The sequence below is a fragment of the Verrucomicrobiia bacterium genome, assembly GCA_026414565.1.
Lineage (GTDB): Bacteria > Verrucomicrobiota > Verrucomicrobiia > Limisphaerales > Fontisphaeraceae > Fontisphaera.
Genome location: JAOAIT010000009.1, coordinates 352316 through 370264 on the forward strand (window position 1 = coordinate 352316; position 17949 = coordinate 370264).

At 60.4% G+C, this 17949-nt stretch carries 14 protein-coding genes; 13 read left to right on the plus strand and 1 reads right to left on the minus strand.

Annotated features, from left to right (window positions below; genetic code table 11):
• Positions 1-59 precede the first annotated feature (59 nt).
• The 12 genes from N3J91_02700 (at position 60) to N3J91_02755 (ending at position 15557) form a co-directional block, all read left to right on the plus strand.
• Positions 60-2444 (plus strand): PQQ-like beta-propeller repeat protein, encoded by a 2385-nt coding sequence (locus N3J91_02700; GenBank protein ID MCX8155359.1) that lies wholly within the window; start codon positions 60-62, stop codon positions 2442-2444.
• A 198-nt stretch (positions 2445-2642) separates the two neighbouring features.
• Entirely contained in the window at positions 2643-4226 is a 1584-nt protein-coding gene (locus N3J91_02705) for a PQQ-binding-like beta-propeller repeat protein (protein ID MCX8155360.1), read from the plus strand.
• Positions 4227-4231: 5 nt separating this feature from the next.
• Positions 4232-4477, plus strand: coding sequence for a DUF3311 domain-containing protein (locus tag N3J91_02710; protein MCX8155361.1), 246 nt, complete (start codon positions 4232-4234; stop codon positions 4475-4477).
• A complete protein-coding gene (locus N3J91_02715; protein ID MCX8155362.1) occupies positions 4474-6144 on the plus strand; it encodes a sodium:solute symporter family protein in 1671 nt (556 codons plus the stop codon). The genes N3J91_02710 and N3J91_02715 overlap by 4 nt, the downstream gene beginning before the upstream one ends.
• 26 nt (positions 6145-6170) lie before the next feature.
• Positions 6171-7253, plus strand: a complete 1083-nt coding sequence (locus N3J91_02720) for a hypothetical protein (protein MCX8155363.1) — start codon at positions 6171-6173, stop codon at positions 7251-7253.
• 2 nt (positions 7254-7255) lie between these two features.
• Positions 7256-8746 (plus strand): aldehyde dehydrogenase family protein, encoded by a 1491-nt coding sequence (locus tag N3J91_02725; protein MCX8155364.1) that lies wholly within the window; start codon positions 7256-7258, stop codon positions 8744-8746.
• Positions 8746-9924 (plus strand): iron-containing alcohol dehydrogenase, encoded by a 1179-nt coding sequence (locus N3J91_02730; GenBank protein ID MCX8155365.1) that lies wholly within the window; start codon positions 8746-8748, stop codon positions 9922-9924. The genes N3J91_02725 and N3J91_02730 overlap by 1 nt, the downstream gene beginning before the upstream one ends.
• A gap of 68 nt (positions 9925-9992) precedes the next feature.
• Positions 9993-11249 carry a PQQ-like beta-propeller repeat protein gene (locus tag N3J91_02735; GenBank protein ID MCX8155366.1) on the plus strand — a complete coding sequence of 419 codons (1257 nt, stop codon included), beginning with the start codon at positions 9993-9995 and terminating at the stop codon, positions 11247-11249.
• Between the two features lie 200 nt (positions 11250-11449).
• Positions 11450-12502, plus strand: a complete 1053-nt coding sequence (locus N3J91_02740) for a sugar phosphate isomerase/epimerase (GenBank protein MCX8155367.1) — start codon at positions 11450-11452, stop codon at positions 12500-12502.
• A gap of 53 nt (positions 12503-12555) precedes the next feature.
• Positions 12556-13701, plus strand: a complete 1146-nt coding sequence (locus N3J91_02745) for a Gfo/Idh/MocA family oxidoreductase (GenBank protein MCX8155368.1) — start codon at positions 12556-12558, stop codon at positions 13699-13701.
• A gap of 269 nt (positions 13702-13970) precedes the next feature.
• On the plus strand, positions 13971-14954 hold the full coding sequence (locus tag N3J91_02750; GenBank protein MCX8155369.1) for a calcium/sodium antiporter: 984 nt from the start codon (positions 13971-13973) through the stop codon (positions 14952-14954).
• 108 nt (positions 14955-15062) lie between these two features.
• On the plus strand, positions 15063-15557 hold the full coding sequence (locus tag N3J91_02755) for a hypothetical protein (protein MCX8155370.1): 495 nt from the start codon (positions 15063-15065) through the stop codon (positions 15555-15557).
• On the opposite strand, the gene N3J91_02760 is transcribed toward N3J91_02755, so the two are convergent.
• The gene (locus N3J91_02760; GenBank protein ID MCX8155371.1) at positions 15554-17194 is read right to left on the minus strand and encodes a DUF2961 domain-containing protein; all 1641 of its coding nucleotides are present in this window, start codon (positions 17192-17194) and stop codon (positions 15554-15556) included. The two genes, N3J91_02755 and N3J91_02760, sit on opposite strands and share 4 nt — an antisense overlap.
• 105 nt (positions 17195-17299) lie before the next feature.
• Here N3J91_02760 and N3J91_02765 point away from each other — a divergent pair, with 105 nt between their 5' ends.
• Positions 17300-17938: a class I SAM-dependent methyltransferase gene (locus tag N3J91_02765; protein ID MCX8155372.1), complete on the plus strand. Its 639-nt coding sequence runs from the start codon at positions 17300-17302 to the stop codon at positions 17936-17938.
• Positions 17939-17949: the final 11 nt, after the last annotated feature.

Here is a 17949-nt window from a genome sequence, read left to right on the forward strand (position 1 = left end):
TTATTTGCGGATGCGCGAAACGCAATACATTATTCGATACTAAAATATAGAAAAGAAGTATGCTTAATGACTTTGCGAGCGCAAATAAGACCAGCCTTGGACGCGGCCGGGGCTGGGCACGCCTCATGTTGACGGCCGGGTTGATATCCGGGCTGCTTGACCTGTCCGCAGCCACCGGCTGGCTGGCCTGGCGCGGTCCCGAACAAACGGGCGTTTCTCGCGAGACCAACCTGCCGGAGAAAATCGTGTTGAATGGCGAAAATCACCTGTGGACGGCGGATTTCCCCGGCAAGTCCACGCCGGTCATCGCGGATGGGCGGCTCTATATCATGGGTTACTTGGGGGAGGGGCCGGATCTGCAGGAGGGGGTGGCCTGTTTTGACGCCGAGACGGGGCAGAAACTTTGGCAGCGGCTCTATAATGACTACCTCAGCGATACCATTTATTTGCGTTATGCCACAGCCAGCCCGGCGGTGGACCCGGAGACCGGCAACATCTATTCCCAAGGGACTCAAGGCCTGCTGAGCGCCTTTGACCGGGATGGCCGGGTGCTATGGCAGCATCATTTGATGGAGCTGTTTGGCCGGTTGACCTTCCCCAACAGCCGCACTGCCTCGCCCCTGATTGATGGGGAGCTGGTGATCGTGCGCGGCATCACCGCCAACTGGGGAGCCCAAGGTCCCGGAGGCGATCGCATCTACGCTTTCGACAAGCGGACGGGCGAGCCGGTGTGGGCCAGCAGCCCGGGGGGGCGGCCCATGGACAACTCGTTCTCGCATCCTGTCCTGGGATGGTACAAAGGCTACCGCGTGCTCTACACGGCCTCGGGTGATGGCAGCGTGGTCTGCGTGAATGCGCGCACGGGCACGCCCTTCTGGCGGGTGCCGTTGTTCAAGGCGGGCATCAACGCCACCGTGCTGGTCCACAACCAGGACAAGGTGATTGCCGTCTTCGGCACGCCCTATGAATTGGGCCAAATGGTGGCGCTAAAGATTCCCGACATGGATCCGGCGGCGGCTTCCACCAATGGGGTGAAGGAATATCAACGCGCCGACCTGGAATTGTGGAGTGCCGACATTTCCTCCTCCACCAGCTCGCCAATCCTGGTGGGCGATACAGTGTACATCGTGGCCGAGAAAGGCGATTTGTGCAGCGTGGATGCCCGCACCGGCACAGTGCACTGGAAATTGAAGCTGGGAATTGAACAACGTAACTCGTGCCCCCTCTTCGCGGATGGCAAGCTTTACGTGCCCATTTTGGACGACCCGGCCGGCAAAACCGAGAGCCAGGGCGAGGCGGGCACTAAAGGCGCATTTTACATCGTGCGCCCCGGCCGCACAAATGCGGAGATTCTAACCCATCTGGAATTGGACGGGCGTTGCTTCGGCTCGCCGGCCGTGTACAAGGGCCGGGTTTACGTGCAGACGGCCAGCAAACTTTATTGCTTCGGGCCCAAGCAGCCATCCGCCCTGCCGCCGCCCCCACCGGAACCCGCCTGGCCGGCGCCCGGGCCGGCGGCCCAACTCCAAATCATCCCCAACGAAGTGCTGTTGCTGCCCGGTGAAATGAAGTCCTTCCGTGTGCGGGTGCTCGACGCCAAAGGTTTCGTGGTGCAGGAGCAGGTGGAGTCCAAGGCGGTCAAATGGACGCATTATGTGCCGCCCACAGCGCTGGTGCGGGCCACCCTGAACGCCACTTTTGACAGCGAGGGCCGACTGGTGGCTGCGCCCACCAACACCACCAGCGCGGGCGCATTTCAGGCCGAATGGAACGGCCTGAAGGGGTATGCGCGCGGACGCATCCTGGCCCGGCTGCCCATGTTTGAAGACTTTGAAAGTTTCAGCCTCAATTATACCACCACCAACACCATGGAGTCGCCCACGCCCTTTGCCTATCCGCCGCTGCCGTGGATTGGGGCGCGCACCAAATTTGAAGTGCGCGAAAAGGACGGCAACAAGGCGCTGGTCAAGACGATTGACAACAAGTTTTTCCAACGGGCGTTTGTGTTCATTGGGCGGCCCGAAATGCGCAACTACACCATTGAGGCCGACGTGATGAGCGAAGGTAACCGGCGCAAGATGTCGGATGTGGGGGTGATTGCGCAGCGGTATCTAATTGTCCTCAAGGGCAACGAACAGAAACTCGAAATCAACTCCAATCTGGAGCGCCTGCGCGTGCCGCCCACCGGCAGCCCGCCCAATTTTGCCTGGTCGGCCAACACCTGGTACCGCTTGAAGGCGCGGGTGGATAATCTGCCGGATGGCAGCGGCATTATTCGCGCCAAGGCCTGGAAACGTGGGGATCCGGAGCCGGAGGCATGGACCTTGGAGGCGCGCCACGCCACGGCGCACACTTCCGGTTCGCCGGGGTTGTACGGTTTTTCTCCGCAGGAAATGCGCGTGTACATAGACAATGTGCGCGTAACGCCCACGGAGGGGAATTAAGCCGCCGCGGGACACCCTGGCTGGGCCTGCAATGATGCCAATCGAAGCTACCATGTTAAGCATCCCTAACCACGACTGCAGCTATGAAAGCCGGGCAACCAGCAGTGGGGACTCGTGCGCCCCTGCTCGGCGGGAGCGGGGGAGGGGCCTTGATTCATTTTCACACATTCCTTTCAAACCTCTCAGTTAGTGTTTCCTATGAGCACCATCCATTATGACGTGAATAATTCCCTGGCGCTGGGGCTGGCCATCCTTCTGGCTGCCGGCGCGGCCCTGGCCCAAAAACCCACGGACTGGCCCCAATGGGGCGGCCATGATCCGGGGCGCAACATGTATTCCCCGGCCAGGGGGCTGCCCGACGTGGTCCATCCTGGCAAGGCGCCGGAGAAGAATGATTATTCGGGCGCCAAGAACCTCAAGTGGGCCGCCCGCCTGGGCACGCAGAGCTATGGCAACCCCACCATTGCCAATGGCCGTGTCTTTGTGGGCACCAACAACGATGAGCCGCGCGATCCGCAGCACAAGGGGGACCGCAGCATCCTCATGGTGTTTGACGAAAAAAACGGCGAGTTCCTGTGGCAACTGGTCATCCCCAAACTGGCCTCGGGCAAAGTCAATGACTGGGAGAGTTTGGGCCTGCTCAGCTCGCCCACCGTCCAGGGCAATCGGGTGTACATCACCACCACCCGTTGCGAGATGATGTGTTTGGATGTCGAGGGCCTGGCCAATGGCAATGACGGCCCTTATCAGGACGAAGCCCAGTACGTTGTTGGGCCGGGCAAGCCCAAGGCCACCCTGGGACCCAAGGACGCCGACATCATCTGGGTCTTTGACATGATGGACGAGCTGGGCGTTTTCCCGCACAATGGCTCCAACTCCTCCCTCCTCCTTGTGGATGATTTGGTGTTTGGCTGCACTTCCAACGGGCAGGACTGGACCCACTCCAACGTGCCTTCGCCGCTGGCGCCCAGTTTGGTGGCGGTGAACAAGATCACCGGAAAACTTGCCGGCGAGGACGTCGAAAAAATTGGCACCCGCCTGTTTCATGGCCAGTGGAGCTCGCCCTCGGCGGGCAAAGTGGGGGAGCGAACCCTGGTCTTTTTCGGCGGCGGTGACGGCATTTGTTATGCCTTTGACGCCAAACCGCGCAAGGACGGTGAGGATTACCTTTTGGAGCTGGTGTGGAAGTTCGACTGCAACCCGCCGGAATACAAGATGAAGGATGGCAAACCCATCAAATATCCCGATGCGGACGGCCCCAGTGAGATCAACGCCACGCCGGTCTTTTACAAGAACCGCATCTATGTGGCCATTGGTCAGGATCCTGAACATGGCGAGGGAGTGGGCCGGCTGGTGTGCATTGATGCCACCAAGACAGGGGACATCACGCAAAGCGGCTTGATCTGGGATTACAAAGGCATTCATCGGAGCATTTCGACCGTCTCGATTGATCCGCAGACCGGGTTGCTGTTCATCGCGGATTTTAGCGGCCTGCTGCACTGCCTCGATGCCGAGACCGGCAAACTGCAGTGGACCCATGACGTGAAGGCGCACGTGTGGGGATCCACCATGGTGGCGGATGGCAAGGTGTACTTGGGGGATGAAGATGGGGATTTGCTCATCATGGCCGCCACCAAGGAAAAGAAAATCATCAGCGAGGTGAACCTCGGCGCGCCCATTTACAGCACGCCGGTGGTGGCCAATGGCGTGTTATACGTGGCCACCCAGACCCATCTCTTCGCCTTTGAACGTCAGGACACAGTAGCTCGCCGCACGGAATAACTGGCATGCGTAAAAAACTTCTTCTCGGGGCGTTTCTGGTGGTAGTCTATTTGCTACACCAGGATTTTTGGAACTGGCGTAAAATTGAACCGCTGATTTTCGGCTTTCTGCCCATTGGGCTGGCTTATCACGCGGGCTATTCCATCCTCGCCTCCATCACCATGGCGGTGCTGGTGAAGTTCGCCTGGCCGGCGGAATTGGACAAAACCGAGGCGCAGTTGCCTGAGAGCAGGGAGGGCAGGGAATCATGAATCCGGCCATTATCGTTTTCATCTACCTCGCCATTGTTTTGTACATCGGCATCTTCGCCTTCCGCCGTGGCAAGCAATCGGGGGAGGATTATTTTTTGGCGAGCCGCTCACTGGGGACGTGGGTATTCCTCCTTTCTTTGTTTGGCACCAACATGACCGCCTTCGCCATTTTGGGCAGCAGCGGGCTGGCCTATCAGCGCGGCATCGGTGTGTACGGCTTGATGGCCTCCGCTTCCGGGTTTGTCATCCCGCTGACCATTTTTTTCATCGGCACCCGGTTGTGGGCACTGGGCAAGAAATTCGGGCACATGACCCAGGTGCAATATTTCCGGGACCGCTGGGAGTGCGGCCATATTGGCACTGCCATTTTTGCGCTGACCGCATTGATGCTGGTACCCTACATCATCATTGGGGTGATGGGCGGCGGACAGACCCTCGAGGCTATCAGCACGGTCATGGGGCCGGACAAGAAGCCCGTCATGGTGGAGGTGATGCGCGGCGGGCAGACCGTGCTGGAGCCAAAACATCTGGTCAGCTATGAGGTTGGGGGCGCCATTGTGGCGCTGGTGGTGATGAGCTACGTCTTCTTTGGGGGCATGCGCGGCACCGCGTGGGTGAACACCTTCCAGACGGTCATGTTTTTGTGCTTTGGCACGCTGGCCTTTATCTTGATCGGTCGCAACCTGGGCGGGTTTGAGGAAATTATTCATAAACTGGCTGCCAACCCCAAAACCGCCCCGCTGCTGACGCGGGAGCGCATCCCGGTGGAGGAATTCTTCAGTTATACCTTCATCCCGCTTTCCTCCATCATGTTTCCGCACATTGCCATCATGTGCATGACGGCCAAAAAGGCCTCGTCGTTCAAGCGCACCGTCATTTTCTATCCCATTTGCATCATGCTGATCTGGCTGCCGAGCGTGTTTCTGGGCGTGGTGGCCGCCGGTCAGTTCCCCGGCCTCAAACCAGGGGAAAGTGACGATGTCATTTTGCGCCTGTTGTCGGCCAATACCTCGCTGGCGTTGTCCGGCCTGTTGGGGGCGGCCATCATGGCCTGTGTCATGGCATCCGACAGCCAGATTCTCGCCTTGTGTACCATGTTCACCGAGGATGTGTTTGCCTATTACGGCGGCAAGCAGCGGTTTGGCGACAAGGTCCAGGTGTGGACCGGCCGGGCATTCGTGGTGGGGGTGACGGTGGTGGCCTACCTGATTGCCATCGAATTAAAGGACAAAGCGGGCATTTTCGAACTTGCGATTCGCTTCGCCTTTTCCGGTTTCGCGGCGCTGGCGCCGGTGATGCTGGCAGCCTTGTTCTGGAAACGCAGTACCAAATGGGGCGCGCTGGCGGCAGTGATCTGGGTGGCAGCGTCCATGGTGGGCACCTACTGGTTGTTTGAATACAGCATTGACCTGGCTCCCAAACCGGGCCAGCCTCCGGTGCCCATCTTTCCCGAGCTGGGCAATCTCTTCCTGCGCACGCCGGGCAATGTGACCATCTATGGCTACCTGCCCGTGATGTTCATGGTTTTGGGCTCGGCGGTCATGATGGTGGTGTTTTCCCTCCTGACCAAACCACCCTCTGCGGCCACTTTGAACAAGTATTTTCCGCCGAAACAGAATGCCTCCGCCCCTGTCACGCCACAGGCCGAGCCGGTGGCCGCCGCCTGAATATTTAATCACTCGAACTGCAAACTATGACCACGGTATCTGCTCAAGACATGGCCCAGGCGCAAGCGGCGCTGGATGCGCACACGCGCCAGATGATTGAATGGCATTTTTCGCCCGAAACCGGCTGCCCGTTCTGGTTGGAATGGGCCAGGCGCGCGGGGTGGGACCCCCGTCAGGAAGTGCGCACGTTTGCGGATCTGCTGGCGCGTTTCCCCCACTTTCAGGACGAATGGCTACGCGATCAACAGCCCGAGGTCTGGGTGCCGGCCGCTTATCGCGGGCGGCCCTACAACATTTTTGAAACCGGCGGCACCACCGGCATGCCCAAGCAGCGCATCGGCTGGGATGACTACAAAATTGATTACGAGGAGTTTAGCGCCAAAATTTCCGATGAGCATTTCCCGCGCGGCGGCGCATGGTTGATGGTCGGGCCCACCGGGCCGCGCCGCCTGCGGCTGGCGATTGAACACCTGGCCAATTATCGCGGCAGCCCCTGTTATTTCGTGGATTTGGACCCGCGCTGGGTCAAGCGGGTGATTGCGCAAAAGCAATTCGAAATTGCCCGTGCCTACATGGAGCATGTGGTGGAGCAGGCGGTGGTGTTGATGAAACACCGCCGGATCACGGCGCTCTTCACCACTCCCAAGTTGCTCGAGGCACTCGGCGAAAAGATCAATTTGTGGGAGGCTGGCATTCGCGGCGTGTTCTGCGGCGGCACTTCCATGCCGCCGCAACAGGTGCGCTTCCTCGTCGAGGAGGTGTTGGAAAACCGCATTGGCTTTTACCCCACTTACGGCAACACCCTGATGGGCTTGGCGGCCAGCGTGCCGCTCACGCCGGAAGATCACTACTCCATCACCTATTACGCGCCGCAGCCGCGGGCGGTCTTGCGGGTGGTGCACCCGGAAAACACCGCGCAGGTGGTGCCTTATGGGGAATGGGGGCGGGTGGAGTTGACCACCATGACCCGGGAGTTTTTCATGCCCCGCTTTCTGGAGCGTGACGAGGCCATCCGCCGCCCGCCCCGGCCGCCATACGCCTGGGACGGCGTGGCGGAGGTGCGTCCTTTTGGGGCCATGCAAAAGCAAATTGTGGAAGGAGTGTACTGAGCATGAGCGCACCTTCACCAAATGCTGTCCCCCACCTTCCCTGCCTGCGGTGGGGCCGCAGTTATGCCAGCCTGGAACTGAACGAGGTTCGGGATTGCCGCAGCGGGGCGGTGCGCGCGCGGGTCAGCGCCGTCAACGCCGGTTTGTTGCGCAAAGATTTCAAACGCGCCGCCGAGGGCCGTGCCGCCCTGCGGCGCTTCACCACGGCGCAGTTGTTGGAGATTTGCCGCCGCGCGGGTGAGGCGTTTTTGCACGCGACGCTGCCGCTGGGAGATCAGGGACAGCATCAGTCCCCGGAGGATTATGTGGCCACCTTGAGCGCCACCAGTGGTCTGCCGCACGTGCTGGTCCGACGCAACATGCAGCGCATCCACCAGGCACTGTCGCACATGAAGGATGTGTTAAACGGGCTGACCCGGGGTTTGCCCGCGGAGGTGCTTGATCGGGGCTGGGGCAGGGTGGCCGGTTCAATGTGCGCTTATCATGCCGTGACCGAGGTTCTGGGCGTGGTCATGCCGAGCAACTCCCCCGCCGTGAACAGCCTCTGGCTGCCGGCCATCGCCTTGAAAATCCCCGTGTTGATCAAGCCGGGGCGGGAAGAACCGTGGACGCCTTATCGCCTGATTCAAGCCTTCCTGGCAGCGGGCGCGCCGCCCGAGGCGTTTGGTTTTTATCCCACCGACCATGAAGGCACGGCAGAAATCTTGCGAAGCTGCGGACGTGCCTTGTTGTTTGGGGATCAAAATACCACCCAGCCTTATGCCAACGACCCACGCATCCAGATCCACGGTCCGGGATACAGCAAGATTTTATTGGGCGGGGACGAGGTGGAGCGCTGGTCCCAGTATCTGGATTTGATGGTGTCCAGCATTGCGGATAACGGCGGGCGGTCATGCATCAACGCCAGCGCCGTTGTGGTGCCGCGTCATGCTGATGCAATTGCCGCGGCTCTGGCCGAGAAGCTGGGGCCGGTGGGGCCGTCCGCGCCCGAAGACCCGGCCGCGCGGTTGTCGGCCTTTGCCAACCCCAAAATGGCCGAGGCCATTGAGGCCACGATTGAGGAAGGGCTTAAAACCCCCGGCGCCGCCGACGTGACGGCGCTCATCCGGCAGGGGCCCCGGCTGATGCACCACGAGGGGGCGGTTTATTTGCGCCCCACCATCGTGCGCTGTGAGAGTTTTCAGCACCCCCTGGCCAACCGCGAGTTTCTCTTTCCCTACGCCAGCGTGGTGGAAGTGCCGCAGGCAGAAATGCTGGCGCACATCGGCCCTTCGCTGGTGGTGACGGCCATCACCCGCGACACCGGCTTTCAGCAGGCGTTGCTGGATTCTCCGCTCATTGAGCGCCTCAATCTCGGTCCCATCCCCACCACCCGCATTGCCTGGGATCAACCGCATGAGGGCAATTTGTTTGAGTTTCTCTACCGGCGGCGCGCCCTGGAAATTGAAGAACTGCCCGCGGCGGGGGTTGTCACCACGGGAGGCTGTGCCTGATGGGCAACCTGCTGCAGGAGCTTGCCGACCGGCTGGCGTTTGATTGGCAGCCGCGCACACGCATGATTTACGGTCCGGGCTGCGTGGAAAGGGCAGGGGAGGTGGTGCGCACCCTGCCGGCCGCACGAGTGCTGCTGGTAACGGACCCGGGCGTGGCGGCCGCGGGGCATGCGGATCGTTTGCAAAACATTTTGCGCGCCGCCAGTGTGGAGGTGGTGCGCTTTGATGAGGTGCGGCCCAATCCCACCACCCGCTGTGTGGAGGCGTGCGTGGAGCGGGCCCGGGCCGGCCAGATAGATGCCTTTGTGGCCTTGGGCGGTGGCAGTGCCATGGACACCGCCAAGGGCGCCAATTTCATCCTGACCAACGGCGGGCGCATGCAGGATTATTGGGGCGTGGGCAAGGCCACCAAACCAATGCTGCCTCTGGTGGCCATTCCCACCACCGCCGGCACAGGCAGCGAAATGCAATGCGCTGCCCTCATTGCGGACGAACAAACCCACCAAAAAATGGCCTGCCTGGATCCCAAGGCGGCGGCAAGGGCCGCCCTGTTGGATCCTGAACTGACTCTCTCGCAACCCGAGCGTGTCACCGCCTGCACGGGCCTGGACGCCATTGCTCATGCCGTGGAGAGCATGGTGACCCGCCCCCGCAATGCCATTTCCCAACTTTATTCGCGCGAGGCCTTCCGGCTGGCGGCCCAGGCCTTTCCGCAGGTGTTGCGCGAGCCGCGGGACATCACGGCCCGCGGGGCCATGCTGCTGGCGGCGGCCTTTGCCGGCACGGCCATCGAAAACAGCATGTTGGGCGCGGCCCATGCGGCCGCCAACCCGTTGACAGCCCGCTTCGATTTGACCCATGGCCATGCCGTGGCGCTGATGCTCCCGCCCGTGGTGCGCTTTAATGCCGGGGAGGCGGCCGTTGCTCGAGCCTATGCGGAATTAGCCCGCTTGGGAGGGATGGGAGACCTGGCTGAAGAACTGGCCGTAGCCCTGGAGCAATGGCGGAGGATGGCTGGACTGTCCCCCTTGGGCCAGGCCTGTCCGGAAGCCGCCAGCCAGGTGGACCTCCTGGCGGCCGAGGCGGCCCGCCAGTGGACGGCCCAATTTAACCCCCGGCCGTTGACGATCGCCGATTTTGGGGCACTTTACCGAAAGGCGCTGGCTGTGGGCTCCTAAACCGTGGCAAAAATGAATGACATGCGGCGCTGGGTGGTCTAAAGAGTGCGCACGACATTTTAACCATTATGAAAAAAACCAGCATGACTTCCTCGCTCCTGGTTCTTACCGGCACGCTATGCTGCTTTCTGCTGGCGCAGGCCGCCGATTGGCCTCAATGGCGCGGCCCCCACCGTGATGGCCTTTCGCCGGATACCGGCCTGCTCAAGGAATGGCCGGCGGATGGCCCGCCGCTGGCGTGGAAGGCGACAGGGATTGGCGAGGGCTATGGCACCGTGGCCATCGTGGGCCAGCGCATTTATGTGCAGGGCGACAAGGGCGACAAGACCTATTTGCATGCGCTGAATCGCGCCGATGGCAAGCTGCTTTGGAGCACGCCGTTCGGCAAGTCAGGCGCACCCGGTTGGGGCGGTTTCGCCGGACCGCGCTGTACCCCGACAGTGGACGGCAACCTGGTCTTCGTGGTGGCGCAGTTTGGTGAGATTGCCTGCCTGGACGCCCAGTCGGGTAAGATTCTGTGGCAGAAGGATTACGAAAAAGACTTCCAGGGGGTGCGCCCCGAATGGGGCTTTGCGGCCTCGCCGCTGGTGGATGGTGACCGCGTGGTCTTCGCGCCGGGGGGCAAGCTCGGGAACATCGTGGCCCTCAACAAGCAAAACGGCGAGCTGGTCTGGCGCAGCAAGGATTTCCAGGATGAACACCATTACGCCTCCCTCATCCCGGTCGAGATTGGCGGTGTGCGGCAGTATTTGCAACTGACGGCCCGCAGCATCGCGGGATTGGCGGCGGCCGATGGGGCGTTGTTGTGGCGGGCGGATCGCCGCGGCGCCACCGCGGTCATCCCGGACCCGGTTTATTATGACGGCCATGTGTACGTCACCTCTGGTTATGGCATCGGCTGCAACCTGTTCAAGATTACGGCCGCCGGTGGCAAGTTTTCCGCCGAGCAGGTTTGGGCCAACAAGGTGATGGTCAACCATCACGGTGGGGTGGTGCGGTTGGGAGAGTATGTCTATGGTTTCTCTGACGGCAAAGGGTGGACCTGCCAGAACTTCAAAACGGGCGAGGCCACCTGGCAGGAAAAGGAGTTCGGCAAAGGCTGCCTGGTCTATGCCGATGGCCACTTGATCATCCGGGAGGAGCGCAAGAGCAAGGGGTTGGTGGCCCTGCTGGAAGCCAATCCGCAAACCTACAAGGTGAAAGGCAAGTTCACCCCGCCCGATCAAAGCGGCAAGGAAAACTGGCCGCATCCGGTGGTGCTGGATGGCCGGCTCTACCTGCGCGACCAGGACGTCTTGCTGTGCTATGACGTCAAAGCCAGGTAGCCCCTGAGACCTGGCCCTGCCCGTTTTTCCCGGGACGGAGAGAGGACGCGGAAACGCGTCCTCTCGCATTTTCCCGTTGCCTTCTCCGGGCGCCTTGGGCATCCTCGCGTGCAGCAAGCACACAGCACACGCATGGAAAACCAAGCGTGCCATCGCACCTTTTTAGTCAACGTCATGGATTTTGACGCAAGGCAAAACTTATGAGCGAACACGTCAACAATTACCCCAAACTGCACAATGCCATGTGGCCCGGCCTGGTGGGCAAAGGCAGCCCCGGTGCCGAGCCGTGTATTGACCTCGACACCATGCTCGACCTCACCGCCAAAGCGGAGGTGGACGGGATCAAGTTTGATGGCGTGGACATTTTCCTGTTTGACCCGCACATCAACATTGACGCCAGCGATGACGATCTCAAGCGCATCGCCGACAAAATTGCGGCCAAGGGCCTGGTGGTCGGCTCCGTGGTGGCGCCCATCTGGCCGCCCACCGGGGGCGGCTCGGCCATGGGCAGCGAGGAGGAACGCAAAAAATTTGTCGGCCAGGTGGCCAAGGGCTGCCGCATTGCGGCCAAGTTTCGCGAGTTGGGCATCCGTCCTTACGGCGTGGTGCGCATTGATTCGGCCTGCAGCGTGACCGACTGGGACAAGGACCCCAAAGGCAATACCAAGAAGATCATCGCCACCTTCAAGGAAGCCGCCAAGGTGGCCCGGGACCATGGCGAGCGGCTGGCGGCCGAGGGCGAGATTTGCTGGGGCGGCATGCACAGTTGGAAATACATGCTGCAGGTGCTGGAGGGCGTGAACATGCCCAAATATCTCGGCTTCCAGGCCGACATGGCGCATACCTTGTTGTATGTGCTCGGCTACAATGCCCCGGAGCATCGCCTGGTGCCGGCCAACTTCCGCTGGGAGCCGGAGGTTTTTCACAAGGCCATGAAAAAGCTCACCAAGGCCCTGCGGCCGTGGACGATTGATTTTCACGTGGCCCAAAACGATGCCACCGTCAAAGGCTCTGGGGAGCACGAAAAAACCGGCAAACACTGCATGGCCACCGATCCCAACGGCAAGCTCAACATCGCCCGCGACGCCGGCTACTGGATGCGCGACGAGCAGGGCCGGGTCACGAGGAAGTTCAAGCACATCTGCTGGGACGGCTGCATGTTCCCCAACGAGGTGATGATGCGGCAACAGACCTGGAATGACATCCTGGCCGCCATGATCCAGGTGCGCGACAACCACGGCTGGAAGGCCTGACCGTGCTGGCCGGAAACGACGCGAGGACAACCCCTTTTTAATCAACGCGAAATATGAAACCATTGAATGTAGCAGTCATTGGATGCGGCTTCATGGGCCGCGCACACACCAACGCCCACCGCAAGGTCTGGAACTTTTTTGATGTTCCCTACCGGCCGGTGCTCAAGGTCATTTGCGACGTCAACGAAGAGCGGGCGAAGAAATTCGCCGAGCGCTGGGGCTTTGAGGGCTATGAGACCGATTACCGCAAGGTCATGCAGCGCGACGATATTGACCTGGTGGACATCTGCCTCCCCAACAACTTCCATGCGGAGGTGGCCATCGCCGCCGCCAAGGCGGGCAAGATGATCATCTGTGAAAAACCGCTGGCCCGCGACGGTAAGGAGGCGCAGGCCATGGTCAAGGCCGTGGAAAAAGCCGGGGTGGCCAACTTTGTGTCCTTCAACTACCGCCGCATTCCCGCGGTCACGCTGGCCAAACAACTGATTGATGAAGGCCGCTTGGGCCGCATCTTCCACTATCGCGCCAAGTTTTTGCAGGATTGGACCATCTCCAAGGACGTGCCGCAGGGCGGCGATGCCCTGTGGCGGCTGGACGTCAAGGCGGCCGGCAGTGGCGTCACCGGCGACTTGTTGGCGCACTGCATTGACACCGCGCTCTGGCTCAATGGCAGCATTGAGAAGGTCAATGCCATGACCGAGACCTTCGTGAAGGAGCGGTTGCATCAGCTCACGGGCAAGGTGGAAAAGGTGGGCATTGATGATGCCTGTGCCTTCCTGGCCCGCTTCAGCAACGGCTCCCTGGCCACCTTTGAAAGCACCCGTTACGCCCGCGGCCACAAGGCGCTCTACACGTTTGAAATCAACGGCGAGCATGCCTCCATCGCCTGGGATTTGCATGATGCCCACCGCCTGCAATGGTTTGATCATCGGGACCAGGGCAAGGTGCGCGGCTGGCGCAGTATCCATGTCACCGACCACGGCGGCGATCACCCGTACATGGACAAGTGGTGGGTGCCCGGCCTGATGATTGGCTTCGAGCACAGCTTCGTGCATCAGCTCAATGACTTCTTCGTCGGTGTCGCCAATGGCAAACCGGCCAGTCCCACCTTCAAGGAAGCCCTTGAAACCCAGTACGTTTGCGATGCCGTGCTCAAATCGGCCAAAACTGGCCGCTGGGAAAAGGTGAAAAAAGTCTAGCCCCACTTCTGTCTGGGACCAGGCGTGATGGCACACAAGCACGCGGTCATCAGGCAGGGATAACCGATTGCCGCCGGGGGTGACGCCCGCTTTCGCCCCCGGCGGTTTTGTTTTAATCAACAGCCGGGGACGCTCATCTTTGCTGCCTCCGGCTTTGTTCAGCAAGGCACCGTGGGCTTTCCTGTGAGCAGGTTGCCCAAGTTTGCCGATGACCGCGATAACGGAGGTTTCTTTGGCACGGGCGGCTCGCTGTGCTAATACATTGAGGCATGATGGTTGACCTGGCCATGTTGTTGGGCGGGCTGGTGCTGGTGGTCAAAGGTGGCGATTGGTTTGTGGCTGCCGCCACACGCATTGCCGAGTTTCTGCGCATGCCCCGGGTGGTCATTGGCTCCACGTTGGTGAGCCTGGCCACCACCACCCCCGAGTTGGTGGTCTCCGTCACCGCCGGCATTAAAGGTGAGGCGGGGCTGGCCGTGGGCAATGCGGTAGGCTCAGTGCTTTGCAATATCGGACTGGTTCTCGGCGTCACCGCCGCCATCAAGCATGTGGACATTCACTGGCGCGCGTTGCGCGTGCCGTTGCTGGTGATGATCGGACTGGGGGTGCTGGTATTTTTGTTGTCACTGGATCAGCGCCTCGCACGTGCCCAGGGGGCCCTGTTGCTGGCCTTGGGGGCGGGGTACTTCATTCTGGATTTTGTCCGAACTTACCGGGACCGCAAACCAGAAGACCTCATGGAGGCGGAGGCGATTGAAAAGGAGGTCCAGGCCGCGGCACGTTTTCTGGAGACGAAAACCGGTGCCGCTGTTCAATTCATCACGGGGGCGCTGGTGGTGGTGCTGGGCAGCCGCCTGCTGGTGGACGGCGCGGTCAGCGTGGCGGGCAAACTGGGCATTCCGTCCATTGTGGTGGGTTTAACAGTGGTGGCCGTGGGCACATCCCTGCCTGAGTTGGTCACGGCCATCACCTCCGCCCGCAAACAGGTCTCGGACTTGTCGGTGGGCAACGTGCTGGGCGCCAACATCGCCAACCTGACACTCATCCTGGGCGCGGCGGCGGTGTTTCAGGATATTGCCGTCAATCGGGCGACCTTGTGGTTTAACCTTCCGGCCATGCTGGCCATGATGCTGCTCCTGGCGGTTTTTCTTCGCTCGGACCGGCGGGTTTCCCGGCGGGAAGGACTGGCCCTGATGATGCTTTATGGCCTTTACTTGGCGGGGGTGGTGCTCTTAACTCTGGCTGCCCGTTAGTCCCTCCGGTCTGCTACCCCAGACTCGTTCAACCGCCGGCAGGGATTTCCCAATCCTTTTTGGCTTTATTCCCTCCCCGCTTTACGGCAGGCTTAATTGAGACATCCTATGCGTTTGTACACCACCACCGAAACATTCTTGGCCAACCTGCCCTACGCCATCATGGTATTGACCGGCGGCGCGTTGCTGGCCGTGGGCTTCGGAGGAGGGCCGTGGGCTTGGGTGGGCGCGGCAGCTTACGCGCTGTATGGCCTGGGCGGCTCTTTGTGGACGATGATTTTTATTTGTCCCTATTGCGCCTATTATGCCACCCGCGGCTGTCCCTGCGGCTATGGCATGGTGGCCGCCCGGCTGGTGCCCAAGGCGGAGCGGGAATGCTTCGCGGAAAAATTCCGCAAACACATTCCAGTGCTGGTGCCTCTCTGGCTGATTCCGGCGGCGGTGGGCGGCTGGCTCCTGTGGCGTCAATTTGATGCCACGCTCGCCGTGCTGTTGGCGGTCTTTGTGGTGGACGCTTTTGTGCTCCTGCCGCTTTTTTCCCGCCGGCACGGCTGCTCGAAATGTCCGCAAAGAGAGACCTGCCCGTGGATGGGTAAGGCCTAGTTATAGAGTTGCGGCGCCTTCCGCCAGTCCTTGTCCTTGTCGTGGCCGTAGGCCTGAACGCGGGGCCGCCTCTCACGCAACCGCACTGATTCCAGCCCAAGGAAACACCCCTGGGATTGGGGATTCTGGCCCACGGCCTCCAGGCGCAACACGTATTGGCCCGGCTCCGGCCAGAAATCCAGCAAATGAAATTCGCGGGCGGCGACTTCGGCGGAATAAAAATCGAGCGGCCCGCCCAGTTTCACCCCATTCAGATAGGGCTGATAGCGGCCAAAATCATAGGAAGTCGTCCCGCGCAGCAGCAACCGTAGCGGTTCTTTGTTGGTGATGGTGAACGGAATTTCCACCCAGGCATTGCTGGCGGACGGCGGGCGGTAAAGCATTTGCGGCGTCTCATGCACGGCCAGCCGCTGGCTGATGGCGTCACCGGCACCATGATAAGCGGCCGCCAGGAAGTTGCGCGCAAACACCGTGATGCGCTCCAGACTGGGCAGCCGGCGCTCGCGGGCGTGGGGCGCTCGTGCGGCAAAAGTGGGCGTGCCGGTCTGATACCAAAATGCGACGCTGGAGATATCATCTTCGCGCTCATTCCAACTGGTGGATTTGTAGTCAGGATTTTCATCAGGGGAGATCCAGCCATAGTGTTCGAAAGCCACCTTGATGCCTTTTTGAAACACAATGGGATCCGCCAGGTGCCAGCGGTACGCACTGGTATGCCCGCCCACAATGCCCCACTGATCAAAATACGGCACGCCAAAGAATGGCGTGCTGGTGGTTTTGAGTCCCCAGGCCGAGAGAAAGTAATCCTCGGTGCCCGTCCCCCAGATGGAGGGCGCAGTTTCTCCATCAATCCATATTTTTTCGTCGCCCTCGCCAAACCACGCGGGGCTGCGGGTGCGCACGCTTAAAACGGTGCCCACGTAGTGACCGCGTCCGCGCGTCTCCAACACCACATAATCCTGGCCGGACGTGGCGGGGTATTCCTGCCGGTATTGCGCGTAAAAGTAGGGCGTGTTGGCGGGCAGCCGGTCCAGTTCGATCCAATCAATGTTGTAATACAGCAGACTGATCGGCTTTTCGCTTTCATTAACGATTTCGATGCGGGCGGATTTGCGAAACGGCATGCGCCAGAAGCAGTTGTAGGAATCAGCATCCTCCACCACCACGGGCAGGCTGATGACCTCCCGGCGTTCGCCAAAGGCGTTGGCGAAGAAATCACCCACCGGTGCCTCAACCGCCGGGCGGGGATGACCATCCCAATAAATGCGCAGCAACATTTCCTGATGATTGGCCGAGCCTTGGGGGGCCCAGGCTTGCGGCTCGGGGCCAAGAAAGGTGAACCAAATATGAGTGATGACGCCCGGTCCCTTCACGTTCATGACTACCTGGGTGGCCCCCGGCGGGACACGAAAATTGTCAAAATTGCTGCGTTCATCCTTGTCAGCCCGCGGCGGCGCCTGAGGGTCATATTTCCCATCCGGGCCGGCGCGCATGGTGGAAGTAGCCCGCCGGCTGCGGCCGGGCTGAAGTTGTATCAGGTCATCCAGCAATGCCCCCCAAAGCGCTGAAGGCACCGACAACCAAAGCATCAGGGATAAACACCATCCCCATTTGGCGAGGTAAAATCGTGTCTGCATAAGCGGTGAAAACCCATCCTAAGCCACCCGGGGGAAAAGATAAAGGCAAACTGGCATTTCCATGCTTGATAAAACCGGTGGAGCAGCGGAATATCCAGCCCACCTATGAGCAAAACGCAGATGCTATTTTTGACCTTGTGTGCTTTTCTGGCGGGAGCCATGACCCTGGCAGCGGCGGATGCCCGTCCCACCGATGCTGAACGCGAGAAGATGTTGAAAGAGTTCAAACGCATCCCCTTGAACACCACGGAAGGCGACGCGATGTTTCTGCGCGTCCTGGTGCAGTCGCGCAATGCCCAGCGCGGGGTGGAGGTCGGCTCGGCCACCGGTTACGGCGCCGTGCAGATGGGGATTGGTTTTGAGCGGACAGGTGGCAAATTAATCACGGTGGACATTGATCCCAAAATGGTGGCGGCCACCCGGGAAAACTTGAAAAAGTTTGGCTTGGAAAAGACCGTAACCGTGGTGGAGGGCGATGCTTTGCAGGTGCTGCCCAAATTGGAGGGCACGTTTGATTTCGTGTTTATTGACGCTCTTAAACGGGATTATTTGAAGTATTTCAAGGCCTTGGAGCCCAAATTGCGTAAGGGCGCGGTCATCGTGGCGGACAATGTCATCAAAAGCGAACGCGAAATGACCGATTTTCTGGCCTACTTCAAGGATAATCCTAATTATGATTCCGTGACCATCCGGGCCTCGATGGAAAAAGATGACGGGATGCTGGTGATCTTCAAGGTGCGTTAAAGCCGCAAGGC

Coding starts and splice junctions, on each gene's coding strand:
- N3J91_02700 (MCX8155359.1), top strand. CDS start 60: ATGCTTAATGACTTTGCGAGCGCAAATAAGACCAGCCTTGGACGCGGC.
- N3J91_02705 (MCX8155360.1), top strand. CDS start 2,643: ATGAGCACCATCCATTATGACGTGAATAATTCCCTGGCGCTGGGGCTG.
- N3J91_02710 (MCX8155361.1), top strand. CDS start 4,232: ATGCGTAAAAAACTTCTTCTCGGGGCGTTTCTGGTGGTAGTCTATTTG.
- N3J91_02715 (MCX8155362.1), top strand. CDS start 4,474: ATGAATCCGGCCATTATCGTTTTCATCTACCTCGCCATTGTTTTGTAC.
- N3J91_02720 (MCX8155363.1), top strand. CDS start 6,171: ATGACCACGGTATCTGCTCAAGACATGGCCCAGGCGCAAGCGGCGCTG.
- N3J91_02725 (MCX8155364.1), top strand. CDS start 7,256: ATGAGCGCACCTTCACCAAATGCTGTCCCCCACCTTCCCTGCCTGCGG.
- N3J91_02730 (MCX8155365.1), top strand. CDS start 8,746: ATGGGCAACCTGCTGCAGGAGCTTGCCGACCGGCTGGCGTTTGATTGG.
- N3J91_02735 (MCX8155366.1), top strand. CDS start 9,993: ATGAAAAAAACCAGCATGACTTCCTCGCTCCTGGTTCTTACCGGCACG.
- N3J91_02740 (MCX8155367.1), top strand. CDS start 11,450: ATGAGCGAACACGTCAACAATTACCCCAAACTGCACAATGCCATGTGG.
- N3J91_02745 (MCX8155368.1), top strand. CDS start 12,556: ATGAAACCATTGAATGTAGCAGTCATTGGATGCGGCTTCATGGGCCGC.
- N3J91_02750 (MCX8155369.1), top strand. CDS start 13,971: ATGATGGTTGACCTGGCCATGTTGTTGGGCGGGCTGGTGCTGGTGGTC.
- N3J91_02755 (MCX8155370.1), top strand. CDS start 15,063: ATGCGTTTGTACACCACCACCGAAACATTCTTGGCCAACCTGCCCTAC.
- N3J91_02760 (MCX8155371.1), bottom strand. CDS start 17,194: ATGCAGACACGATTTTACCTCGCCAAATGGGGATGGTGTTTATCCCTG.
- N3J91_02765 (MCX8155372.1), top strand. CDS start 17,300: ATGAGCAAAACGCAGATGCTATTTTTGACCTTGTGTGCTTTTCTGGCG.